The 22,413-nt window shown below is 70.6% G+C and carries 18 protein-coding genes; 9 read left to right on the forward strand and 9 right to left on the reverse strand.

Going from position 1 to position 22,413, the window contains the following annotated elements; genetic code table 11:
• The first annotated feature begins 854 nt into the window (after positions 1 to 854).
• The 8 genes from rimP to MKL20_RS15625 all read left to right on the forward strand — a co-directional run bounded on the left by rimP (position 855) and on the right by MKL20_RS15625 (position 13,409).
• Positions 855 to 1,625 (forward strand): ribosome maturation factor RimP, encoded by a 771-nt coding sequence (gene rimP / locus MKL20_RS15590; protein ID WP_244037432.1) that lies wholly within the window; start codon positions 855 to 857, stop codon positions 1,623 to 1,625.
• A gap of 76 nt (positions 1,626 to 1,701) precedes the next feature.
• On the forward strand, positions 1,702 to 3,336 hold the full coding sequence (nusA, locus tag MKL20_RS15595) for a transcription termination factor NusA (protein WP_244037433.1): 1,635 nt from the start codon (positions 1,702 to 1,704) through the stop codon (positions 3,334 to 3,336).
• A gap of 24 nt (positions 3,337 to 3,360) precedes the next feature.
• Positions 3,361 to 4,095, forward strand: a complete 735-nt coding sequence (locus tag MKL20_RS15600) for an RNA-binding protein (RefSeq protein WP_244037434.1) — start codon at positions 3,361 to 3,363, stop codon at positions 4,093 to 4,095.
• A 79-nt stretch (positions 4,096 to 4,174) separates the two neighbouring features.
• Positions 4,175 to 7,147, forward strand: coding sequence for a translation initiation factor IF-2 (gene infB, locus MKL20_RS15605; protein ID WP_244037435.1), 2,973 nt, complete (start codon positions 4,175 to 4,177; stop codon positions 7,145 to 7,147).
• A gap of 136 nt (positions 7,148 to 7,283) precedes the next feature.
• Positions 7,284 to 7,727 carry a 30S ribosome-binding factor RbfA gene (gene rbfA, locus MKL20_RS15610; protein ID WP_244037436.1) on the forward strand — a complete coding sequence of 148 codons (444 nt, stop codon included), beginning with the start codon at positions 7,284 to 7,286 and terminating at the stop codon, positions 7,725 to 7,727.
• Positions 7,728 to 7,793: 66 nt separating this feature from the next.
• The gene (gene truB, locus MKL20_RS15615) at positions 7,794 to 8,810 is read left to right on the forward strand and encodes a tRNA pseudouridine(55) synthase TruB (protein ID WP_244037437.1); all 1,017 of its coding nucleotides are present in this window, start codon (positions 7,794 to 7,796) and stop codon (positions 8,808 to 8,810) included.
• A gap of 479 nt (positions 8,811 to 9,289) precedes the next feature.
• Complete coding sequence (locus tag MKL20_RS15620; protein WP_244037438.1) at positions 9,290 to 10,684, forward strand: dihydrolipoyl dehydrogenase; 1,395 nt, start codon at positions 9,290 to 9,292, stop codon at positions 10,682 to 10,684.
• A 109-nt stretch (positions 10,685 to 10,793) separates the two neighbouring features.
• Positions 10,794 to 13,409 carry a histidine kinase dimerization/phosphoacceptor domain -containing protein gene (locus MKL20_RS15625; protein ID WP_244037439.1) on the forward strand — a complete coding sequence of 872 codons (2,616 nt, stop codon included), beginning with the start codon at positions 10,794 to 10,796 and terminating at the stop codon, positions 13,407 to 13,409.
• A 109-nt stretch (positions 13,410 to 13,518) separates the two neighbouring features.
• Here the strand turns inward: MKL20_RS15625 and gmk are convergent, their stop codons facing one another.
• The 8 genes from gmk to MKL20_RS15665 all read right to left on the reverse strand — a co-directional run bounded on the left by gmk (position 13,519) and on the right by MKL20_RS15665 (position 21,041).
• Positions 13,519 to 14,184, reverse strand: coding sequence for a guanylate kinase (gene gmk, locus MKL20_RS15630; RefSeq protein WP_243968043.1), 666 nt, complete (start codon positions 14,182 to 14,184; stop codon positions 13,519 to 13,521).
• Between the two features lie 43 nt (positions 14,185 to 14,227).
• The gene (locus MKL20_RS15635; protein ID WP_244037440.1) at positions 14,228 to 15,106 is read right to left on the reverse strand and encodes a YicC/YloC family endoribonuclease; all 879 of its coding nucleotides are present in this window, start codon (positions 15,104 to 15,106) and stop codon (positions 14,228 to 14,230) included.
• Positions 15,107 to 15,513: 407 nt separating this feature from the next.
• Complete coding sequence (gene mltG, locus MKL20_RS15640) at positions 15,514 to 16,932, reverse strand: endolytic transglycosylase MltG (protein ID WP_244037441.1); 1,419 nt, start codon at positions 16,930 to 16,932, stop codon at positions 15,514 to 15,516.
• A gap of 198 nt (positions 16,933 to 17,130) precedes the next feature.
• Positions 17,131 to 18,021 (reverse strand): bifunctional DNA-formamidopyrimidine glycosylase/DNA-(apurinic or apyrimidinic site) lyase, encoded by an 891-nt coding sequence (mutM, locus tag MKL20_RS15645; RefSeq protein WP_244037442.1) that lies wholly within the window; start codon positions 18,019 to 18,021, stop codon positions 17,131 to 17,133.
• A 124-nt stretch (positions 18,022 to 18,145) separates the two neighbouring features.
• On the reverse strand, positions 18,146 to 18,787 hold the full coding sequence (locus tag MKL20_RS15650; protein ID WP_244037443.1) for a Smr/MutS family protein: 642 nt from the start codon (positions 18,785 to 18,787) through the stop codon (positions 18,146 to 18,148).
• Positions 18,784 to 19,965 (reverse strand): murein transglycosylase A, encoded by a 1,182-nt coding sequence (locus MKL20_RS15655; protein WP_244037444.1) that lies wholly within the window; start codon positions 19,963 to 19,965, stop codon positions 18,784 to 18,786. Before MKL20_RS15655 ends, MKL20_RS15650 begins: the two co-directional genes overlap by 4 nt.
• A gap of 18 nt (positions 19,966 to 19,983) precedes the next feature.
• A complete protein-coding gene (locus tag MKL20_RS15660; RefSeq protein ID WP_244037445.1) occupies positions 19,984 to 20,700 on the reverse strand; it encodes a Tim44/TimA family putative adaptor protein in 717 nt (238 codons plus the stop codon).
• 161 nt (positions 20,701 to 20,861) lie between these two features.
• Entirely contained in the window at positions 20,862 to 21,041 is a 180-nt protein-coding gene (locus MKL20_RS15665; RefSeq protein WP_244037446.1) for a hypothetical protein, read from the reverse strand.
• Here MKL20_RS15665 and secB point away from each other — a divergent pair.
• On the forward strand, positions 21,040 to 21,540 hold the full coding sequence (secB, locus tag MKL20_RS15670; protein ID WP_244037447.1) for a protein-export chaperone SecB: 501 nt from the start codon (positions 21,040 to 21,042) through the stop codon (positions 21,538 to 21,540). The two genes, MKL20_RS15665 and secB, sit on opposite strands and share 2 nt — an antisense overlap.
• A gap of 315 nt (positions 21,541 to 21,855) precedes the next feature.
• Here secB and MKL20_RS15675 read toward each other — a convergent pair whose 3' ends face one another.
• Entirely contained in the window at positions 21,856 to 22,233 is a 378-nt protein-coding gene (locus MKL20_RS15675; RefSeq protein WP_244037448.1) for a hypothetical protein, read from the reverse strand.
• Between the last annotated feature and the right edge of the window lie 180 nt (positions 22,234 to 22,413).

Raw genomic sequence — 22,413 nt, forward strand, 5'->3', positions numbered from 1 at the left:
GCGATGATCATTCGTTCCGGTAAGCACTGCAAGCGATCTGCAACTTCTTTCCACACTTCTCGGACATTTGCCTTGTCAGGCTGATCGGAGCGAGACCCAACCCTTTGAGGGTGTTTGCGGCAGCGGACTGTCCCGCTTGCCCCACGACGCTTGGTTCTTGCAGAGCCCGGTCTGGAAACAACCCCGTCATCCCGGGGCCGCGAAGCGGAGCCCGGGATCCAGAAACATCGTGGGGTCAATGACTTGCGCCGTCGGCGGCTCTGGATCCCGGGCTCGCCTACGGCGCCCCGGGATAACAGGGTGGAGGCTGATGCCTCCGTGGAAATCCGGGTTTCGTGAAACAGGAGCATCCCCTTTGAGCGATCCCGCTTTCACCTCCGTGCCGTCCCTGCCACGCTTCCCTTGGCGAGGTTCGCGGGCGGGCCATCGGACCTGCGCTGCGATCCGAGCCGATTGATACCGTTGGGACAATCCAGAACCATGGGCCAATCCGAACACCTTGAAAGGGCTGGGAGCGAGAACCTCATGCTAGCCGTCCCGTGCTGAGACGAACTCAGAACGGTCGAGCCTGTGCGCTGGTCGGGGCCAGTCTCGTATGAGAACCTACATTCCTATGACGGCGGCCGAGCGCAGTGATGCTCGGTCGCCGACACGACAAACCCGATCGACCTTGCGCTCGCGACCGACCGCGGCTATCTATCGCTCAACAGTTCTGATGGCAGTCGAGAGGCTGCGGTTCGGGAGTGGGCCCCACCGGGTCCGCTCTTTTTTTTCGCCGCGTCAGGTTTGGCCGCGCGAGACCGCACGCCGAGGCGTGCCGCCCAGGACGCCGCGAAGGTTTTACGCCCCCATCCATGTCGTCCGAGATCGAAGCGGATCTGTCCGAGAAGCGCCTGGTCCGAGAGACCGGTGTCGCCGCCCGCGTGGTGCAGGTGATCGAGGGGCCGGTCCAGGGCCTCGGCTTCCGGCTGGTCCGGGTGAAGGTCACCAACACCAACGGCTGCACCGTCCAGATCATGGCGGAGCGGCCGGACGGCACGTTCTCGATCGACGACTGCGAGGCGGTCAGCCGGGCGATCTCGCCGGTCCTCGACGTGGATGATCCGGTGGGCACCGCCTACAACCTGGAGATCTCCTCCCCGGGGATCGACCGGCCGCTGGTGCGGGTCTCGGACTTCGCCCGCTGGGCCGGCTACGAGGCCAAGGTCGAGCTGAGCCCGCCGCTCGACGGCCGCAAGCGGTTTCGCGGGGTCCTGGGCGCTCCGGATGCCGAGAAGCTGACCGTCCCGATCGATCTGCCCGACGTGAAGGAAGGGCTGCCGAGCCGGGTCGATCTGCCGCTGCGGGATCTGGCCGAGGCGCATCTCGTCCTCACCGACGAGCTGATCCGCGAGTCCCTGCGCCGCGGCGGCCCGCCGGCCGACGATGCGGACGCGCTCGACGAGGACGACGAAGCCGAGGACGACGCACCGGCTCGCCCCGCGCCGAAGCCGCAGGGTCCGAAGGTCAAGGCTTCCAAGGCCGACCCGAAGGCCCCGAAAGAGAAGAAACCGCCGCGTACCGGTCCCAAGAAGCCGGTCGTGTCCAAGGCGTCCCGGCTCAAGAGCCGCGACGACCTGCATTGAAGTGAATTGAGATTCGGGCTCGGCCGCCCTCGGGCGCCCGGCACGAAGACTTGACGGAAGAGAAGGACCGACACCGATGGCCGTCGTCAGCGCCAACAGGCTCGAACTCCTCCAGATCGCCGACGCGGTCGCCCGCGAGAAGGTGATCGACCGCTCCATCGTGATCGACGCGATGGAGGAGGCGATCGCCAAGGCGGCGCGCTCCCGCTACGGCGCGGAGACCGACGTTCACGCCGAGATCGACAACAAGACCGGGGCCCTGCGCCTGTCGCGCCACCTGCTGGTGGTCGATCAGGTGGAGAACGACGCCCGCGAGATCACCTTGGACCAGGCCCGCCGCTACAACCCGGGCGCGCTCGTCGGCGACGTGATCTCCGACACCCTGCCGCCGTTCGATTTCGGCCGCGTCGCCGCCCAGTCGGCCAAGCAGGTCATCGTCCAGAAGGTGCGCGACGCCGAGCGCGCTCGCCAGTTCGACGAGTACAAGGACCGCATCGGCGAGATCCTCAACGGCATCGTCAAGCGGGTCGAGTACGGCAACGTCATCGTCGACCTGGGTCGGGGCGAGGGCATCGTCCGCCGGGACGAGATGATCCCGCGCGAGACCTTCCGGCCCGGCGACCGGATCCGCTCCTACCTGTTCGACGTGCGCTCGGAAGTGCGCGGGCCGCAGATCTTCCTGTCGCGCTCGCACCCGCAATTCATGGCCAAGCTGTTCGGCCAGGAAGTGCCCGAGATCTACGACGGCATCGTCGAGGTGAAGGCGGTGGCCCGCGATCCGGGCTCCCGCGCCAAGATCGCGGTGATTTCTCGCGACGGCAGCATCGACCCGGTCGGTGCGTGCGTGGGCATGCGCGGATCCCGGGTGCAGGCTGTCGTGGGTGAGCTGCAGGGAGAAAAAATCGACATCATCCCGTGGTCCGAGGATGAGGCGACGTTCATCGTCAACGCCCTCCAGCCCGCCGAGGTCGTCAAGGTCGTGCTCGACGAGGAGGCCGACCGCATCGAGGTGGTGGTGCCGGACGACCAGCTGTCGCTGGCCATCGGCCGCCGCGGCCAGAACGTGCGCCTCGCCTCGCAGCTCACCGGCTGGGACATCGACATCCTGACCGAGGCCGAGGAATCCGAGCGGCGCCAGAAGGAGTTCGCCGAGCGGACCCAGGTGTTCATGGAGGCGCTCGACGTCGACGAGACCGTCGGCCAGTTGCTGGCGGCCGAAGGGTTTCGCAATGTCGAGGAGATCGCCTACGTCGACATCCAGGAGCTGTCCGGCATCCAGGGTCTCGACGAGGAGACCGGCGCCGAGATCCAGGCCCGCGCCCAGGATCACCTCGCCCGGATCGAGCAGGAGCACGATACCCGCCGCACTGAACTCGGCGTCGCCGACGAGCTGCGCGAGATCGAGGGCATCACCACGCCCATGATGGTCGCGCTCGGCGAGAACGACGTGAAGACCATCGAGGATTTGGCCGGCTGCGCCACGGACGACCTCGTCGGCTACACCGAGGGCCGCGGCCCCGATGCCGTGCGCCATGCCGGTTACCTGGATGGCTTCGAGCTGTCCCGCACCGAGGCCGAGGGCCTGATCATGGCCGCCCGCCTCAAGGCCGGATGGATCGAGGCTTTGCCCGAGCCGGAGACCGAGGAGGGCGCGGACGCTGCCGAGGGCGAGGAGACGCCTGAGACCGCCGCCACCCCGGCCGAGGCCTGAGCGGAGGCTGCGGCGGACGCGCTTATGGCCGAGGTCGACACGACCCTACCCGACGAGGGGCAGGATCCGGGACTCGATCCCGGGGGGCTCGATAGCGGCCCCGGCCGGCGCGTGCCGCAGCGCACCTGCATCGTCACGCGCGTCGTCCAGCCGCCCGAGGCGATGATCCGGTTCGTGCGCGGCCCGGACGGCGCCGTGGTACCGGACCTGCGCGCCAAGCTCCCCGGGCGGGGCGCCTGGATCAGCGCGCGGCGCGAGGCCGTCGCGACGGCGGTCCGAAAAAACCTGTTCCCGCGGGCGTTCAAGGGACCGGCCCAGGCCGGCCCCGACCTGCCCGACCGGATCGTTACAGGCCTGCGCGAGGATCTGCGGCAGGCAATCGCCATGGCCAACAAGGCGGGATGCGTGGTCGCAGGCTTCTCGAAGGTCGAGGCGGCGATCGGCGGCCAGCCCGGCGCGGTGGCCCTGATCCATGCCGCCGAAGCCAGTCCGGACGGCCGACGCAAGATCGCTTCGGCCTTGTACCGACGGCATGGTGAAGCCATGTCAAGGATACCGATCATCGACGACCTGTCCGAAGATGAATTGGACATGGCCTTAGGTCGGGATCATGTGATACACGCTGCGCTCGTCGCAGGAGCCGGAGCTGCCGGCTGCCTGTCGCGTTGGCGTCGGCTACGCTCCTTCGAGGGCGCCGCCGCGGCGACCGAGGAGCCCGGTCCAGCCCGAATCGGCGGGATCGACGAAGCCTCACGTTGACGACGCACCAGGACGAATTTGGCTGGCGCCACCGGGCGTCGGTTCACGGGACGATGGAAACCCTCAGGGTTCAGGCTGAATGAGCGACACGAACAACCCGGGCGACAAGACTCTGAACAGGACTTCTCCGAAGCCGCTCTCCCTCAAGCGGCCGATCGAGGCGGGTACCGTACGGCAGAGCTTCTCCCATGGCCGCTCCAAGCAGGTCGTGGTCGAGACGGTCAAGCGCCGTGGCGTCATCGGCGCCGCGCCGGCCGCCCCTGCCCGTGAGCCTGCGCCCGCCCCGCGCCCGGCCCCTGCCGCCACCACCACGCCGCCGCCGCGCCCGGCCCAGCGCTCGGCCTCGGGTGTCGTGCTGCGCACGCTGAGCGAGCAGGAGAGCGCCGCCCGCGCCGCCGCCCTCGCCGATGCGAAGCGCCGCGAGGCCGAGGCGCGGCAGAAGGCCGAGGCCGAAGCCGAGGCACGCCGCAAGGAAGCCGAGGAGGAGGCCCGCCGCGAGCGTGAGGCCGCCGAGGCCCGTCGTCGTGAGGAGGAGGCCCGCAAGGCCGCCGCCGCCGAGGCCGCCCGCGCCGCCGAGGAGGCCGCCAAGGCCGCTGCTGCGGAAGCCGCTGCCGCCGCCCAGGCTCCGGCCGTCGCGCCGGCCCCCCCCGCTGCTGCTGCTGCTGCTGCTGCGCCTGCCGCGTCCACCCCCGCTGCCCCGGCCGCTGCGCCCGCCCGCCCGGCCTCGGCGACGCGTCCGATGCCGGCCCGTCCGACCGCCATTCCGGGCCGCCAGCCCGAGGGTGCCCGTCCGGCTGCGGCCGCGCCGGCGCGTCCGGCCGCTGCGGCGGCTTCGACTGCTGCGCCTGCGGCCCGCCCGCCGCTGACCGCCCGTCCCGCCACCGGCGAGCCGCGCAAGACCATCACGGCGGATTCGCGCAAGCCCCGCGACCTCAACTTCATGGCGCGTCCCGCCCCGGCGCCCGAGCCGGAGAAGAGCGCGACGCCGACCACTGCGGCGCGTCCCGCCGGTGCGACCGCCGCGGCGCGTCCCGCCGGTCGCGGTGCCCAGACCAACGAGGACGAGTCCGAGACCAAGCGGGTCATCCGCCGTCCCGGCATGCCGCTCAAGATCATCGCGCCGCCCAAGACGCCGAAGTCCCCGGGCGGCGACCGCAACCGCGGCCGCCTGACCATCGCGACGGCGACGTCCGGCGAGGACGAGCGCACCCGCTCGGTCGCCTCGTTCCGCCGCCGCCAGCAGCGGATGAGCGGTCGCGGCCAGGTCGAGCAGAAGGAGAAGCTGTCCCGCGAGGTGACGATCCCCGAGACGATCACCATCCAGGAACTCGCCAACCGCATGTCGGAGCGGGCCGTGGACGTGATCCGTCTGCTGATGAAGCAGGGCGAGATCCACAAGATCACCGACGTGATCGACTCGGACACCGCCCAGCTCATCGCCGAGGAACTCGGCCACACCGTGCGCCGCGTCGCCGAGTCCGACGTGGAAGAGGGCCTGTCGTCCGACGAGCCGGATCTGGAGGAGGATCTCGATCCCCGTCCGCCGGTGGTCACGATCATGGGCCACGTCGATCACGGCAAGACCTCGCTGCTCGATGCGATCCGCAAGGCGAACGTGGTCGAGGGCGAGGCCGGGGGCATCACCCAGCATATCGGTGCCTATCAGGTCGCCTCGCCGTCCGGCGAGATGATCACCTTCATCGACACCCCGGGCCACGCGGCGTTCACGTCGATGCGCGCCCGCGGCGCCAAGGTCACCGACATCGTGGTGGTCGTGGTGGCGGCCGATGACGGCGTGATGCCGCAGACCATCGAGGCGATCCAGCACGCCAAGGCGGCGGGCGTTCCGATGATCATCGCGGTCAACAAGATCGACAAGCCGGATGCGAACCCGCAGCGGGTCCGCACGGAGTTGCTGCAGCACGACATCCAGGTCGAGTCGATGGGCGGCGAGACCCTGGAGTTCGAGGTTTCGGCCAAGACCGGCGACGGTCTGCCGGAGCTGCTGGAGGGCATCCAGATCCAGGCCGAGATCATGAACCTGCGCGCCAACGAGAAGCGCGACGGCGAGGGCACGGTCATCGAGGCCCAGCTCGACCGCGGCCGCGGCCCGGTGGCGACCGTGCTGGTCCAGCGCGGCACTCTGTTCACCGGCGACATCGTTGTGGCCGGCGCCGAGTGGGGCCGCGTGCGCGCCCTGGTCGACGACCTCGGCGAGAACGTCCAATACGCCGGCCCGTCGGTGCCGGTGGAAGTGCTCGGCTTCAACGGCACCCCCGATGCCGGCGACCGCGTGACCGTGGTGCCGAGCGAGGCCCGGGCCCGCGAGGTCACCGAGTATCGCGCCCGCCAGAAGCGCGAGCGGCAGAATGCCCGCACCGGCGGTGCCAACCGCTCGCTGGTCGATATGATGCGCGACCTCAAGGAAGGCGCCGGCCGCAAGGAGCTGCCGGTCGTCATCAAGGGCGACGTGCAGGGTTCGGTCGAGGCGATCTCGGGCGCCCTGGAGAAGCTCGGCAACGGCGAGGTCGCGGCCCGCATCCTGCTGTCGGGCGTCGGCGGCATCACCGAGTCGGACATCACCCTGGCGCAGGCGTCGAAGGCGGTCGTGATCGGCTTCAACGTGCGCGCCCTCAAGGAGGCCCGCGAGGCCGCCGAGCGGGCCGGGATCGATATCCGCTACTACAACATCATCTACGACCTCGTGGACGACATCAAAGCCACGCTGTCGGGGATGCTGCCGCCCACCCTGCGGGAAGAGCGCCTCGGCGAGGCGACGATCCAGGAGGTCTTCGAGGTCTCCAAGGTCGGCAAGGTCGCGGGTTGCCGCGTGCAGGACGGCATCGTGGAGCGCGGCGCGCATGTCCGCCTCATCCGCGACAGCGTCGTGATCCACGAGGGCAAGCTCAAGACCCTGAAGCGGTTCAAGGACGACGCGAAGGAAGTCACCTCCGGCCAGGAGTGCGGCATGGCCTTCGAGAACTTCGAGAACATGCGCGCAGGCGATGTGATCGAGTGCTACCGGGTCGAAGAGATCCGCCGCACGCTCTGAGAGCCCGGACTCGTCCGGACAGGGCGGTCGCGGCGTCAGCCGCGGCCGTCTTTTCTTTTGGGTGCATCGCTTTATTCCCGCACCTCTCTCCGCTTGGACGTGAACCGGCCGCCTTGCGCTGCCGGCCCGAGACAGAATGGCCCAGAAACCAACCTCCACCGGCCCCTCGCAGCGCCAGCAGCGCGTGGCCGAACTCGTGCGCCACGCCCTCGCGGAGGTGCTCCAGCGCGGCGACATCCAGGATCCGGTGCTCAACACGCATGTCGTGACGGTGCCGGAGGTGCGGATGTCGCCGGACCTGAAGCTCGCCACCGCCTACGTGATGCCCCTGGGGGGCATGGACGAGGCGCCGGTGATCGCCGCCCTGGACCGCCACCGCAAGGTGCTGCGCCAGGAGGTGGCGCGGCGCGTCAATCTCAAATTCGCGCCCGAACTGCGCTTTCTCCGCGACGAGACCTTCGACGAGGCAGCGCGCATCGACAAGCTGCTCCGGGACGAGCGGGTGAAGCGCGACCTCGTCGCCGAGCGGGACGGCGCGGCGGGCGAGGGCGACGAACCGGAGACCGGGCCGGGGCATTGATCCCCGTTACCGGACAGACAGACACGGGGCAACGACCCCGGGGGATACGAGGACATGACGGTTTCCATGGAAGATCTTCCGCCGGCCGAGCGCACGGCTTCCGGTCCCGGCGCCGAGCGCCGGGGCCCGGAGGAGCGCCGCCCGCAACGCGGACCGCGGCCCGACCGGCCCAAGCGCCGGGACGTGTCGGGCTGGGTCATCCTCGACAAGCCTGTCGGCATGACCTCGACCCATGCGGTCGCGGTGGTGAAGCGCGCCTTCAACGCCAAGAAGGCCGGCCATGCCGGCACCCTCGACCCGCTGGCCTCGGGGATCCTGCCGATCGCGCTGGGTGAGGCGACCAAGACCGTCCCGTTCGTCATGGACGGCCGCAAGGCCTACCGGTTCACCGTGCAATGGGGTGTCGAGACCGACACCGACGACGCCGAAGGCCGCGCCGTCGCCACCAGCGACGCCCGTCCGGAGCGCGCGGCCGTCGAGGCGGCGCTGCCGGCCTTCGTGGGCGCGATCGAGCAGGTGCCGCCGCGCTATTCCGCCATCAAGATCCAGGGCGAGCGCGCCTACGATCTGGCCCGCGAGGGCGAGATCGTCGAGCTGGTGGCCCGACCGGTGCAGATCGACCGGCTCACGGTGGTCGAGCATGACGGCGAGCGGACCGTGATCGAGGCCGAGTGCGGTAAGGGCACCTATGTCCGCGCCCTGGCGCGCGACCTCGGCCGCGTGCTCGGCTGCTACGGCCATGTCTCGGCCCTGCGCCGCACCCGGGTCGGCCCGTTCTCGGAAGCCGAATCCTGCGCCGCCGCCGGCCTGACCGAGGGCGGCCCGGAAGCCGCGCTCGCGCATCTGCGGCCGGTGGAGACCGCCCTCGACGCGATCCCCGAGGTCACGGTCTCCCGCGACCTGGGCCTGCGCCTGATGCGCGGCCAGTCGGTGATCCTGCGCGGCCGGGACGCCCCCGTGGAGGGCAAGGCCTTCGCGACCTGCGGCGGCATCCTGGTCGCGGTCGGCGACGTCGAGCGCGGCGAGCTGGTGCCGCACCGGGTCTTTCACCTCGGCGGCACCGCGCCGGTGCGGAACGCCTGAGCCGACCACCCCGCGCCGACGCTGGGATGGTCACCCTCTCAGGATGAAGCGCGGGTCCCGGTGCGGGCTACGATGTTCACACATCGCTGCCGGATGGGAGCAAAGGCCGGACTCAAGCGCGTCTCCCTCCCCCGCACGGGCTATCGGGTTCCCACATCCCCGGATGTGGCGCGGGTCCCCTCTCCCGTGCGGGAGAGGGACAGGGTGAGGGATGCGCGTTTTCCGGAAAGACCTGGTCCCTCACCCCAACCCTCTCCCGCACGGGAGAGGGAGCGCGTGGCGGCTTTCGCAAGCCGATGTGTGAATATCCTCCCCCGCAGAGGGGGGAGGGAAGGCGCCGGTCTGCTGCGATATGACTTCTGTTGCCACCAAGAACCAGCCGGACCGCCACGTCCACGCCGCAACCTGAGGCGCGTGGGCGCAGGCGGAACGAACCTCAGCGATCGGACTTTGGCCCCGGCAACGGACCCGGGGCTACGATGGACGAGCAGACCTGCGATGTGGCGGTGATCGGGGCCGGGACTGCCGGTCTCGCCGCCTATCGGGCCGCCACCGAGGCCGGCGCCCGTGCCGTCCTGATCGAGCGCGGCCCGGGGGGCACGACCTGCGCCCGGGTCGGCTGCATGCCCTCGAAGCTGCTGATCGCGGCGGCCAAGGCCGCCCATGCGGCGCGCAACATCGATCTGTTCGGCATCCGGGTTGCCGGGGTCGCGGTGGATGGGCGCGCGGTGCTCGAACGCGTCCGCGCCGAGCGGGACCGGTTCGTCGGCAGCGTTCTCGATGGGGTCGACGCGCTGCCCGAGGCGGCGCGCATCGCCGGCAGCGCCCGCTTCCACGATCGCACCAGCCTCATTGTCGGGGACCACACCCGCATCGCCTTCCGCGCCGCCGTGATCGCCACCGGTTCGAGCCCGACCGTTCCAAAGCCTCTCCGCGGGCTCGGCGATCGCCTTCTGACCACCGACACCCTGTTCGAGATTCCCGAGCTCCCGGACTCGCTGGCGGTTCTCGGCGCCGGCGCGGTCGGGGTCGAGATCGCCCAGGCGATGACCCGCCTCGGCGTCCGCGTGACGGTGATCGATGCCGGGAACACGGTCGCCGGGCTGTCCGAGCCGGATCTCGCCCGGCAGGCCGCCGCGATCTTTGGGGCGGAGCTGGACCTGCATCTCGGAGCGACGCTCGAATCCGCCACGTGCGACGGCGGCGACGTCTGCCTGTCCTGGACCAACCGGGACGGGCGCAGGCGGGAGACGCGGGCCGAAACGGTGCTTGCCGCCACCGGCCGCGCCCCGAACCTGAACGACCTCGGGCTGGCCGCCGCAAGCCTTCACCTCGGCGAGGACGGCGTCCCGGAATTCGACCGGCGCAGCCTCGTCTGCGTGGGTGCCCCGATCCTGATCGCCGGCGACGCCGATGCCTGGCGGCCCGTGCTGCACGAGGCCAGCCGCCAGGGTGGGATCGCCGGGGCGAACGCGGCGGCGCTGGCGGCCGGGCGCGATGTCGCGAACCCGGAACCGTGGACGCGCCTCGCCATGGTGTTCACCGATCCGCAGGTCGCGGTGATCGGCGCACCCTACGACCCCGACGCCGCCGGCCGCGTGACCGGCGCCGTCGACTTCTCCGATCAGGGCCGCGCCCGGGTCGACGGCGAGAATCGTGGCGGTCTCCGGATCTGGGCCGACCGGCAGGGCACGCTCCTCGGCGCCGAGATGCTCGGGCCCGCCGTCGAGCATCTGGCACATCTGCTGACCCACGCGATCGGCGACGGGAAGACGGCACAGGTTGTCGAGGACCAACCCATATACCACCCCACAGTTGAGGAGGGGTTTTCAACCGCTCTGTCTGAAATCACACATAAGATTTGTCTGTCTTAATCTGCGTCCAACGCCATCGTGATTCCGGGTTGATCTTGCCGCAAGCGGAAGCATTGCACTTCGCAACGCCCCCAGTCATATCAGACTGGATGAGCGGGGTTCTTTTCTGATGCCGCCGAATCAGGTCCCCGAAAGCGGCCTCGATCTCGATGTGCTCGCGTCCGACGCGCTGGATCGCCTCGACAAGGGCGTGATCGGCCTCGATGCGGACGGCACGGTCGTGGTGTTCAGCGAGGGCGCGAGCGCGCTCTCGGGCCTGTCGCGCGAGTCGGTGCTGGGCCGCAATTATTTCCGCGAGGTGATGCCGGGCACCAACGTGCCGAGCTTCCGCGGTCGCTTCCTCGCCGGCACCCGCCGGGGCGCCCTGGATGAGAGCTTCGACTACGTGTTCGGCCGGCTGCCCCAGCCCCTGCGGGCGCGGGTCCACATGCGCCACGGCACGGCGGCCGAGACCGGCCCGGTCACCTGGCTGACCATCGACCCGATCGAGAGCCTCGGCGCCGGGCTGCCCCGCGAGGCCGTGATGGCGGCGATCGGCCGGCGGGCGCGGGCCGAGCCGGTGGATGCCAGCCATTGCGAGCGCGAGCCGATCCACATCCCGGGCTCGATCCAGCCCAACGCCGTCATGATCGCGGCCGATGTCGAGACCCTGCAGGTCCTGGCCTATTCGGCCAATGTCGACGAGATCGTCGATCCCCTGGATCCGCCCTTGGCCGGCCGCCCCCTCGGGGACGTGCTGCCCCGGGACTTCGTCGAGGCCATCCGGGCGCGCTTGGCCGCCGGCACCCTGGCGGACGGCCATTCCGCCCGCCGCCGGCTGACCCTGGCCGGCCGCGGCGCGCCCTATTACGCAGTCGCCCACGCCCATGCCGGACGGGTGATCGTCGAGCTGGAACTCGAGCCCGAATCCGTCGACGACTTCCCGACCGCCAGCCAGGTCGATACCGAGCTCGCCGTCGGCCGCCTGCGCGAGGCCGAGACCCTGGTCGACGCCGCCCGCATCGCCGCCCTGGAGATCCGGGCGCTCACCGGCTTCGAGGCGGTGCTGGTCTACCGGTTCGACACCGATTGGAACGGCGAGGCGGTGGCCGAGGACAAGGTGCCGAACTGGTCGCGCAGCCTGCTCGGCCTGCGCTTCCCGGCCTCCGACATCCCCGCCCAGGCCCGCGCGCTCTACACGAGGGCCAAGAACCGATTCGTGATCGACCGGGACAGCGTGCCGGTCGGGCTGGTGGCGGCCCCCGATGCCGGCAACGGCCCGATCGACCTGACCTTCGCCCAGCATCGCACGCTGTCGCCGATCCACTTGGAGTACCAGCGCAATCTCGGCGTGAACGGCTCGATGTCGATCTCGATCATGGTCGAGGGCCGGCTCTGGGGCCTGATGATCGGCCATCACCGCCGCCCGCACTATGTGACGCCCGAGACCCGCTCGGCGGCCACCGTCCTCACCGATGCCTTCGCCATGCGGGTGCAGGAGATCGAGTCGCGCCGGCTCTGGGCCGAGCGGCAGGCCCATCTCGCCGTCGAGGGCCGGCTGGTGCGCGGCCTGACCCGGTCCGACGACTTCGTGGCCGCCCTGACCGCCGGCCACGTCACCCTGCTCGACCTGTTCAGCGCCACCGGCGCCGGCATCGTCTCGGGGGATCGGGTCACGCTGATCGGCCGGTCGCCGCCCGCCGACATGATCGCCCGGATCGCCGGCTGGCTCCGGGACCGGCTGCCCGCCGGCGAGACCCAGTACAACAGCATCACCTTCACCGCCGAGTACCTGGAGGCGGCCCCCTACCGGGAGATCGCCAGCGGCCTCCTCGCCGCCTTCGTGGACGAGTCCCGCGAGACCCTGCTGCTCTGGTTCCGGCCGGAGGTACCCAGCACGGTGACCTGGGGCGGCGACCCGCGCAAACCCGTGCTCGCCGGCAGCGGCCCGGTGGCGCTGCTGCCGCGCCGCTCGTTCGAGCGCTGGGTCGAGGAGCGCACGGGCTACGCCAGCGCCTGGGCGGAATGGCAGGTCCAGCTCGCCGGCTCGCTCGCCGAGGCGGTCGAGGGCGTGGTGCTGCGCCAGCGCCGCAAGATCGACGAGCTGACGAGCCTGCTCGCCGAGAAGGAGCGCCTGCTGGAGCAGAAGGATCTGCTGACCCGGGAGATCGACCATCGGGTCAAGAACTCGCTGCAGATCGTCTCGGCCTTCCTGCAGATGCAGCGCCGGCAGATCACCGACGCCGAGGCCCGGCAGGCCTTCGCCGACACCTCCGCCCGGGTGATGAGCGTCGCGCGCGTGCACGACAGCCTGTACCAGGCCGAGCGGGTCGACGAGGTCGATCTCGGTCAGACCATCGAGAACCTGTGCAACGACCTCGCGGGCCTCGCGGGCGAGGGCCACGCCGTCGATCTCTCGGCCGAGCCCGGCCTGATGGTGCCCTACCGCAAGGCGGTGGCGCTCTCGCTGATCGCCACGGAACTCGTCACCAACGCGTTCAAGTACGCCGCCAACCCGTCCGGCGGCGGCCGCGTCGAGGTCAGCGTCTCGGCTTCCGGTCCTGGCGAGGTCCAGCTCCGGGTCTGCGACGACGGCGCCGGCCTGCCCGACGACTGGGCCGACGCCAAGGCGCGCGGCAAGGGCTCGGGCCTCGGCATGAAGCTGATCCGGGCGATGCTCGACCAGATCAACGCCCGGCTCGATGTGGCGAACAATCCGGGTGCGTGCTTCACCATCACCGCGTGATCGCCACCGTCATTGCGAGCGCAGCGAAGCAACCCAGTGCAGCGCGCGCCCTCAGATCGTAGCGTGTCCCTCGGTTGCTTCGCTGCGCTCGCAATGACGGGTTGGAAGCTCAGGCCTCCGCCTCCGCCAGCAGCCCGTCGACGAACGGTGCCAGCCCGGTCCGGCGCGCCCGCTTCAGCCGCTCGGCCAGAAGAATCCCCTGGAGTGCCTTGAAGGCGTCCTGCAGATCCTCGTTGACGATCACGTAATCGTACTCGCTCCAGCGCTGGATCTCGGTCCGGGCGTTGGCGAGCCGCTTCTCGATCGTCTCGGCCGAATCCTCGGCCCGGCGCTCCAGGCGCTGGCGCAGCTCGGCCATGCTGGGCGGCAGGATGAACACCGTCACCACGTCCTGGGCGAGCTTGGCCCGCACCTGGCGGGTGCCCTGGTAGTCGATGTCGAAGATCATGTCCCGGCCCGAGCCCAAAACCTTCTCCACCGGGCGGCGGGGCGTGCCGTAGTAATTGCCGTGGACCTCGGCCCATTCGAGCAGGTCGTCGCGGCTGCGCAGGTCCTCGAACGCTTCCCGGTCGATGAAATGGTAGTGCCGCCCGTCGATCTCGGAGGGCCGGCGCGACCGCGTGGTGACGGAGATCGACACGTCGAGCGCCCAGGCGGGATCCTGTGCGATCGCCCGGGTCAGCGTGGTCTTGCCCGCCCCCGAAGGCGAGGACAGGATCAGGATCAACCCACGCCGCGCGATGGTGTCGGAGACGCTCTTGGCCGGCTCGGTCATCCGCGCGGCTCCGTCCTGTGGTGCATGGTCCGGTCCCAAAAAGTCATTCGATGTTCTGGACCTGCTCGCGGAACTGCTCGACCACCGCCTTGAGGTCGAGCCCGATCCGCGACAGGCTGATGTCATTGGCCTTGGCGCACAGGGTGTTGGCCTCGCGGCCGAATTCCTGCGCGAGGAAATCGAGCCGCCGGCCGATCGCGCCGCCGGCGGCGAGCAGGTCGCGGGCGCTGGCGACATGGGCGTGCAGCCGGTCCAGCTCCTCGCGCACGTCCGCCTTGCCGGCGAGCAGCATCGCCTCCTGGTGCAGGCGGTCCGGGTCGAGGTTGGTTCCGCCCAGGGCCTCGATGGCGGCCACCAGCCGGGCGCGCACCGCCTCGGGCTTGCGCGCCGGGTTGTCCTCGGCGGCCCGGGTCAATTCGGCGATCCGCTCGACCTGCGCGGTGACCACCTCGGCGAGCTGGCGCCCCTCGGCCCGGCGGGCCTCGACCAGATCGGCCACCACCCGGACGACGCCCGCGGCGAGATCCCGGGCGAGCGAGTCGGTCTCGGCCGCCGCCTCGTCCTCGACCTCGATCACCCCGCGCACGCCGAGCAGCCCGTCCATCGTGGCCGGGGCGACGCCCTCGGGCACCGGCACCCGGGCGACCGCCTGCGCGAGGCTCGCCAGCAGGCCCTCGTTGATCCGCACCCGGGCGGCCTGCTCCGGCTTGGTCAGAGTCAGGGTGAGTTGGCACTGGCCCCGGGCCAGGGTTTTTTGCAGGGCGGTGCGCGCGGTCTCGCCGAGCGCGTCATAGCCGGCCGGGACGCGGATGCGCACGTCGAGGCCGCGCCCGTTGACGCTCCGGACCTCCCAGGCCCATTGCACCGCCCCGGTGGTGCCCGCCGCCCGGGCGAACCCGGTCATGCTCGCGATCTGGGCCATGCCGACCCCCCGTCCTCAAGAAGATCGGGGCCTGTAGCACGGATCGGTTCGGGGGGAAGAGGTGGCGGGATCGAGTCCGAAGGTCGGACGGCCCGGGTCCGATCATCACGCCGTCATTGCGAGCGCAGCGAAGCAACCCAGTGACGCGCTCCGTTTTGCGATCGCGCGCTGCCCTGGGTTGCTTCGCTGCGCTCGCAATGACGGAGAGAGCTACGGTCGCGCCTCGGCGCGTATCCCACCCGATTTCCTCATCCTGAGGTGCTGCGCAGCAACCTCGAAGGAGCCCTCCAGGGATCGCGCGGCTGGCTGGAGGCCTCCTTCGCGGGCTTCGCTTCGCGACGCCACCTCAGGATGAGGGCGTGTTTGGGAAGCCCGTTTGATAGCGCCCGATGCTCCGAACCGTCCGCTTATCGCCGCCCGCGCGGGGCCGGCGTCGGGTCGGCGAGCGCCGGGACGGTCTTGGGCGAGCCGAGATCGTAGCTGCGGTTCTTCAGCGGATCGAGCCGCGTGCCCTCGGAGGCGTCGAAGGCGCGGGTGCCCGGCGTTCCGGAATCGAGGGCGAAGGCCGCGTTGGTGTTCGGCGCGGTGCCCGGCGCGAAGGCCGAGGCGCGGCCGGGGACGCTCGGGTCGGGGCCCGGCTCGACCTTGTCGACCGAATCCGCCGGCGGCGCCTGGCGGCTCTTCTCGACGGCGCGCCAGCGGGCGACATTTCGCTGGTGGCCTTCCAGCGAATCGGCGAAGGCGTGGCCGCCGCTGCCGTCGGCGACGAAGTACAGGTCCTTGGTCCGGGACGGGTTGGCCACCGCCTCCAAGGCGGCCTTGCCGGGATTGGCGATCGGCCCCGGGGGCAGGCCCTCGATCGCGTAGGTGTTGTACGGGGTCGGCCGATCGATCTCGGAGCGCAGGATGCCGCGCCCGAGGGTGCCGCGGCCGCCCACCAGCCCGTACACGATGGTCGGGTCGGATTGCAGCTTCATCCGCTTGTTCAGGCGGTTGATGAACACGCCGGCGACCCGGGGCCGCTCGTCGGCCCGGCCGGTCTCCTTCTCGACGATCGAGGCCAGGGTGACCATCTCGGCCGGGGTCCGCACCGGCACGTCGGCGCTGCGCCGGAGCCAGATCTGGTTCAGCACCTCACGCTGCTTGGCCCGCATCAGGTTGACGATCTGCTGGCGGGTGGCGCCGCGCTCGAACTTGTAGGTGTCGGGCAGGAGCGAGCCCTCGGGCGGGATCTCGTTGATCTCGCCGGAGAGGATGTCGTTGTCGTTGAGCCGCGTGACGATCTGCTCGGAGGTCAGGCCCTCCGGGAAGGTGATCGCATGCTGCACCTGCCGGCCGGTGGTGACCGTGTCGAGGGCGTCGGCGATGCTCGCATGGGCCTTGAACATGTACTCGCCGGCCCGGAGCGCCGGCCGGCCGCCGAAGCGGGCGGCGAACTCGAACAGGCCGGTATGGTCGATCACGCCCTCGCGCTTCAGCGCCTCGGCGATCTCGCCGGTGCCGCTATGGGGCGGGATCACCACGACCTTGTCGGCATTGAGCGGCCCCGGCTCGCGGACCTGGCGCTGGAACAGGGTGATCCCGATCATCGCCGCGATGGCGATGACCACCGCGAAGGTGAGGGCGCCGCTGATGATGCCGACGAGGCCGCTGCGCTCGCGCACCGGCTTCTCCGGCGGCGGCGGCGCGGCGGTCGGCTTGATCGCCTCGCCCGGCGAGCGCGGCGAGAGCCGCTGCGGCAGGGCGGGCTCGTCGCCCGGATCCTGCGCGATCGAATCCTGTGAGATCCTCTCGGGCGCGGGCGTCTTTGAGCGGCGGAAGAACATCGCGTTCCTGTCTAGATCATCATCCCGAACGCCGGCTGCCGGCCTTCGGGAAGACGACGATGCAACACCGGGCCCGCGCGACCCGTCTCGTGCCGCGGGGCGGCACCGGCGGCCCGCAACCGGGTGCGCGCGTCGAGATCCGCGACCCTAGCCGGGTTTGTGGCGAAAATGCCGTTCTGCGCTGCGAGAGCCGGCCGATCAGGTCGCCGGCTGGCAGGTCGCGCAGAAGAAGGTCGAGCGGTTCGCCTGGACGATCCGGGTGATCGCGCCGCCGCAGCCCGGGTGGCGGCAGGGCTCGCCGACCCGGTCGTAGACCCGGAAGGCGTGCTGGAACGCCCCGGCGCTGCCATCGGTGTGGGCGTAGTCGCGCAACGTCGAGCCGCCGGCTTTCACGGCCTCCTGCAGCACCTGCACGATCGCCTTGGCGAGGGCGTTGGCCTTGGGCGTCGGCCGCCCGTCGGGCTTGGCCAGGAGGCCGGCCGGGGTCTCCGGGTGCAGGCGCGCCCGGTGCAGGGCCTCGCAGACATAGATGTTGCCCAGGCCCGCAATCAGGCGCTGGTCGAGGAGCGCGGCCTTGAGCGGCGCGATCTTGTGCCGGAACAGGCCGGCGATCACCGCCCCGGTCAGCCCGTCCAGGGGTTCAACTCCCATGTTGGCGAAGTGGCGGCAGGCCGCCAGGGTCTCGCTCGGAACCAGGTCCATGAAGCCGAAGCGGCGGGCGTCGTTGTAGGTCACGGTGGCGCCGGTGCTCATCGCCATGACCACGTGGTCGTGCTTGGGCGTGCCCTGTGCCCCCTCCAGGTAGAAATCCCCCGGCGACAGGTTGCGTCCGTCGGGCAAGGCCACGTCGAACCGGCCGCTCATGCCGAGATGCATGATCAGCGTCTCGCCCGAATCGAGGGCGGCGGTGAGGTACTTCGCCCGGCGGGTGAGATCGGTCACGGTCCGCCCCTCCAGCCGCGCCACGAATCGCTCGGGGAACGGGAAGCGCAGATTCGGCCGGCGCAGGGTCACCCGGCTGAACCGGGCGCCGACCATCGCGGGCACCAGGCCCCGCCGTACCGTCTCGACCTCGGGAAGCTCCGGCATTTTTTTTCCGAGACTTTTTCGTTGGACCGCATGCGCACGCGGTCCGGATATCGAATTCTTCGACGGGAACGGCAACGGCGCGGTTTGCCGCCCTGTCCGGCGAAGAGCGTGCGAAGGCTGGCGCTCAACGCCGGCGAAGTCTGACGTAGAGTGCGCCGCCGCCGCCGTGATGCCGGGCCGCCTCTTCGAAGCCCAGCACGATGCCCTGCAGCTCGGCGCCGCGCAGCCAATGCGGCACGCTGCGCCGGAGCACCCCCCGCTCGGCGAAGGCGTCGGGATAGGCGGAGCCGCCCCTGTCCTGCCCGCCCTTGCCGGTGACGACCAGCACGTAGGCATGCCCGGCGGCCCGGCATCGCAGAAGGAATCCGGTCAGCGCAGCATGGGCTTCCGCCTGGACCATCCCGTGCAGGTCGATCCGCGCCTCGACCGCCAGACGCCCCCGGCGCAGCCCGACCTTGGCCTGCCGCTCCAGCCCCGACGGCGGGGCATGGCTCTGGAGCGGCGCCTGGTAGGGCGCGGCGGTGACCTTGGGGGGCAGGGCGGCCGCCGGCTTGGGCGGCGGCTTCGGACGAGGCTTCTTCGCGGTCGGGCTCGCCGACGGCTTCAGGATCGGCGCCGCCAGCGGCGGCATGGTCGCGGTCGGTGCCGGCGGCGCCTCGGGGGGCAGGGTCGCCCGGCCCGTCAGCGGTGTCACCAGCTTGGCGATCTCGCTCCAGAGCCTCGCCTCCCCGGCGGTCAGCCGGCGCGTACGGCGCGGCGGCCTCACGGCGCGACCCCGCGGGCGGGCTTCGGCAGCAGCACCACGAAGCCGATGGCGTCGCGCAGGTTTCCGGCCGCGATTCCGGCCTGCGCCCCGGTGCCGACGAACAGGTCGCCGCGGGCCGGCCCGACGATCGCCGATCCCGTATCGGCGGCGATGACGAGGCGCCCGGTCTCGCCCGGCGACCCCGCCGGGAGTTGTCCGACGAGCCAGAACGGCAGGCCGTAGCGCCACAGGCCGCCATCCACCGCCAGGCTGCGCCCGGGCGTCAGCGGCGCGTTGGCGGCGCCGGGCGGCCCGAGCGCCGGGTCGTCCACCGCGGCGAGGCGGAAGAAAATGTAGGAGGCGTTGGCGCGGATCAGGCGCCGGGCCGTCTCGGGATGCGCCCGCAGCCACGTCGTCCAGCGGGCCAGCGTCAGGCCCTCCAGGGGCAGGTGGCCCTCCTGCACGATCAGCTTGGCCACCGCCGTGTAGGGCTGGCCGTTGCGTCCGTCATACAGCACCCGGACCGCTCGCCCCTCGGGCAGGCGGACGCGGCCCGAGCCCTGGACCTGGAGCACCAGCAGGTCGACCGCGTCGCGCAGCCACAGGGTCGGCCGGGCCCGTGCCCCTAGCGCCCCGTCCTCGATCGCGGCCCGGTCGGGATAGGGCCCGAACCCCTCCGCGGTGGCGCGGGCGGCGCGCAGAGCCGGGTCGAGGCCGGGCCGGGTCTCGCCGGGTGCCAGCGAGACGAGGTCGTCGGGCCGGGCGAGCACGGGCGTCGGGAAGTCCGGCCCCTGCACGAGCGAGCCCTCCAGTTCCGGCTCGAAATAGCCTGTGAGAAAACCGGGCCGCTCGGAGCCCGGCTTCACCACCCGGTACGCCTCGAACCGATCCCGGAAGAACGCAGCCGCAGCGTCAGGCGCGACATCCAAGGCGTCCGCACAGGCCGCCGAGAGGGCAGCGGGATCGCCTGCAACCCCCGTCGGCTGCGGCAGGGGTGGAGGCGGCGCGGCGCAGACCCGGCGGAACGCGTCGAGCGCAGCCGCGGGTTCGGGGCCGGGAAAGCCCGGCAGGGCCGCGAACGGAACCGGCGTCAGGACCGCGCCGCCGACCTCGGCGGAGGCGGCCGGTGTCGAGGCGGCTAGGAGAGTCGCGAAGAGGAAAGCCGGAACACCTCCGGACCAGGCACGCAGATTTGGCACGGCAACGGGGTCACGAAATCAGGCGCCGGCCTCGGTGGCCACGAGTTGCCAGTTCGGATCCCGCGAGCCGAGGGTGCGCGCGAAGGTCCAGACGTCGGGCACCTCGACCACGGTCTCGGCGCTGCCGTCGACGACCTTGCCCTCGGCGTTGCGGGTGGCGGTGATGAGGTTCGACAGGAAGCGCACGGTGATCTGCGCCACGCGGTTGCGCACCTCGATGGCGACGATCTCGGCCTTGTCGATCGACACGAAGGTGGTCTCCAGGGTCTGCCGGTTGCGCTCGCGCTCGGCGATCGCCCGCTCGAACGCCTCGCCGACCTCCTTCGAGAGGAGGCCCCGCAGGGTCTTCCGGTCGCCCTTGGCGAAGGCGATCATGATCGTCTCGTAGGCCGCCTTTGCGCCCTCGATGAAGGCGCGCGGGTCGAAGCCGGGCTCCGCCTGCACGGCGGCCTCGAGACCGCGGGCGATCTCGGAGCCGGGCTCCGCGATGCCCCGCCAGTCGCGGGCGGCGACAGCAGACTGGGCCGGGGCGGGCTGTACCCGGTCGGCGCCGGGCAGACGCACGACGTTGTCGCCCTCGGAGCGCGCCTGCGGCTCGGTCCGGCTGCGGTCCACCGGCTTGAACGGCGAGCGCTCCGCGCCGGTCTTCTGGCCGAGCACCGAGCGCAGGCGCCAGATCACGAAGACGGCGAGCGCGAGAAAGATGATCGTCGTAACGTCGAAGCTGTCCTGCATCACCGATCCGATGGTGGCCGCGGCGGGACCTCGTGCCCCTTGCCGAGGTCGTGCGCGGTGCGGCGCCGGCAAAGCGCTCGCGGGTCCAGGCGACTCATAACCGACCAGCGCGCCCGGAGCGAGCCGGTTGTACCGGTGCGGAACGCCGCGATCCCCGTGCCTCAACCGATATGGGGCGCGGACACCGCCGCCGCCAGCGCCACGCCAGCCTGCTGCTTGTCCGTGCCCGGCGCGCGTGTTAGCGGCGCTGCCTTCCGGGCCGCTTCGCGGCGCCGTTCAGCGGCTCCCGCCGCGACAACCCGGGCCGGCCCTGCCGGTCGATCGAGAAGGATGATCCGCATGGCCGACTCTCCGGCAGCCAACGGCAACGGCGGCGGCATGCCGCAGGGCGACGCGCCGACCATCAACGCGCTGGCGCAGTACACGAAGGACCTGTCCTTCGAGAACCCGAACGCGCCGCGCTCGCTGCAGCCGAAGGAAGGCCTCGGCCCGCAGATCAACATTCAGGTCAACGTCACCGCGCAGCAGCTCTCGGACACCGATTTCGAGGTCGAGCTGACCCTGGAGGGCGACGCCAAGATCCAGAGCGACGTGCTGTTCGCGTTCGACGTGAAGTATGCGGGCGTTTTCCGGATGGTCAACATCCCGGCCGACCAGCTTCATCCCGCCGTGATGATCGAGTGCCCGCGTCTGCTGTTCCCGTTCGCCCGCCAGATCGTGGCCGAGGCGGTTCGCAACGGCGGCTTCCCGCCCCTGTACATCGACCCGATCGATTTCGTCGCCCTCTACCGTCAGAAGGCCCAGGAAGCCCAGGGCGCCAGCGGCCCGCTGGCCTCCTGAGGATCTGAAACGGCCCTATGTTTCGAAAGCCGCTCCCGATCGCATTGCGTCGGGGGCGGCTCCCGTTTCTGATCGCGAGCGCCCGCTCCCGCCGGATCCGTCGCCGCTTCAGCGCAGGCCACCGCGCCGAGCGTCGGTTCCATAGCGCTGATCCATTCGAGCTTAGGTACGGGCTGGAACCGCAGGCTTCGTCTTGCTGTCCTGCTTCGGCGCGTGATCGCGGTCAAAGGTCCGTGCCGCTTGGTAAAAGTACGCGAAACCGCCGCCGATTATCCCGCCGACAAGGAAGAGCAGAAGGGGAGCGTTCGACATCGTTCAACTCTCGCTTCGCATGAACCGGAGCATGATCTGGCCCGTGAGCGGCAGGAGTGCGCCTGCGCCAACGCCCCAGCCGGAGACCTGATCGGGCGATGCGTGGTTTCCAATGTAAGGAACGATGAAGGCGGCGCCAATGATGGCCGCACCAAGCGTGTTGGTGAAGCTGCCGAACAGTTTCAGATGCTCGTTGAGCTTTCTCGCATCAAGCTTCCGAAGGGCGTCGTCCGAATTCACTGTTTTGCGCCATCGGCCGAACCATTCAAGCGCGACGGCTATCAACCCGCCAGCGGTAATGCCCGAGACGAACGACCATCCTGGGAATGGGTCGGAGCTTGTCAGGCGATCGTAGATCGCTTCAACGATTGCCCAGAGCATAGTCCCGCTCCCCCCTGCCGCCGAGGGTTCGGGTGATCGCATCGATCACGTTGTCGGCGTCGGATTCGGAATATGTAGCGCGGCGCCGTCGCGAGGCTTTCGCCCTGGGCGAGCGGGCGCAAGATCTGGCCCGCAGGCACCGAGGCAATGCCGCCGCATTGATTCTGGCGACGCGCTCGT

The sequence above is a fragment of the Methylobacterium sp. E-066 genome, assembly GCF_022829635.1.
In the GTDB taxonomy this organism is placed as follows: Bacteria; Pseudomonadota; Alphaproteobacteria; order Rhizobiales; family Beijerinckiaceae; genus Methylobacterium.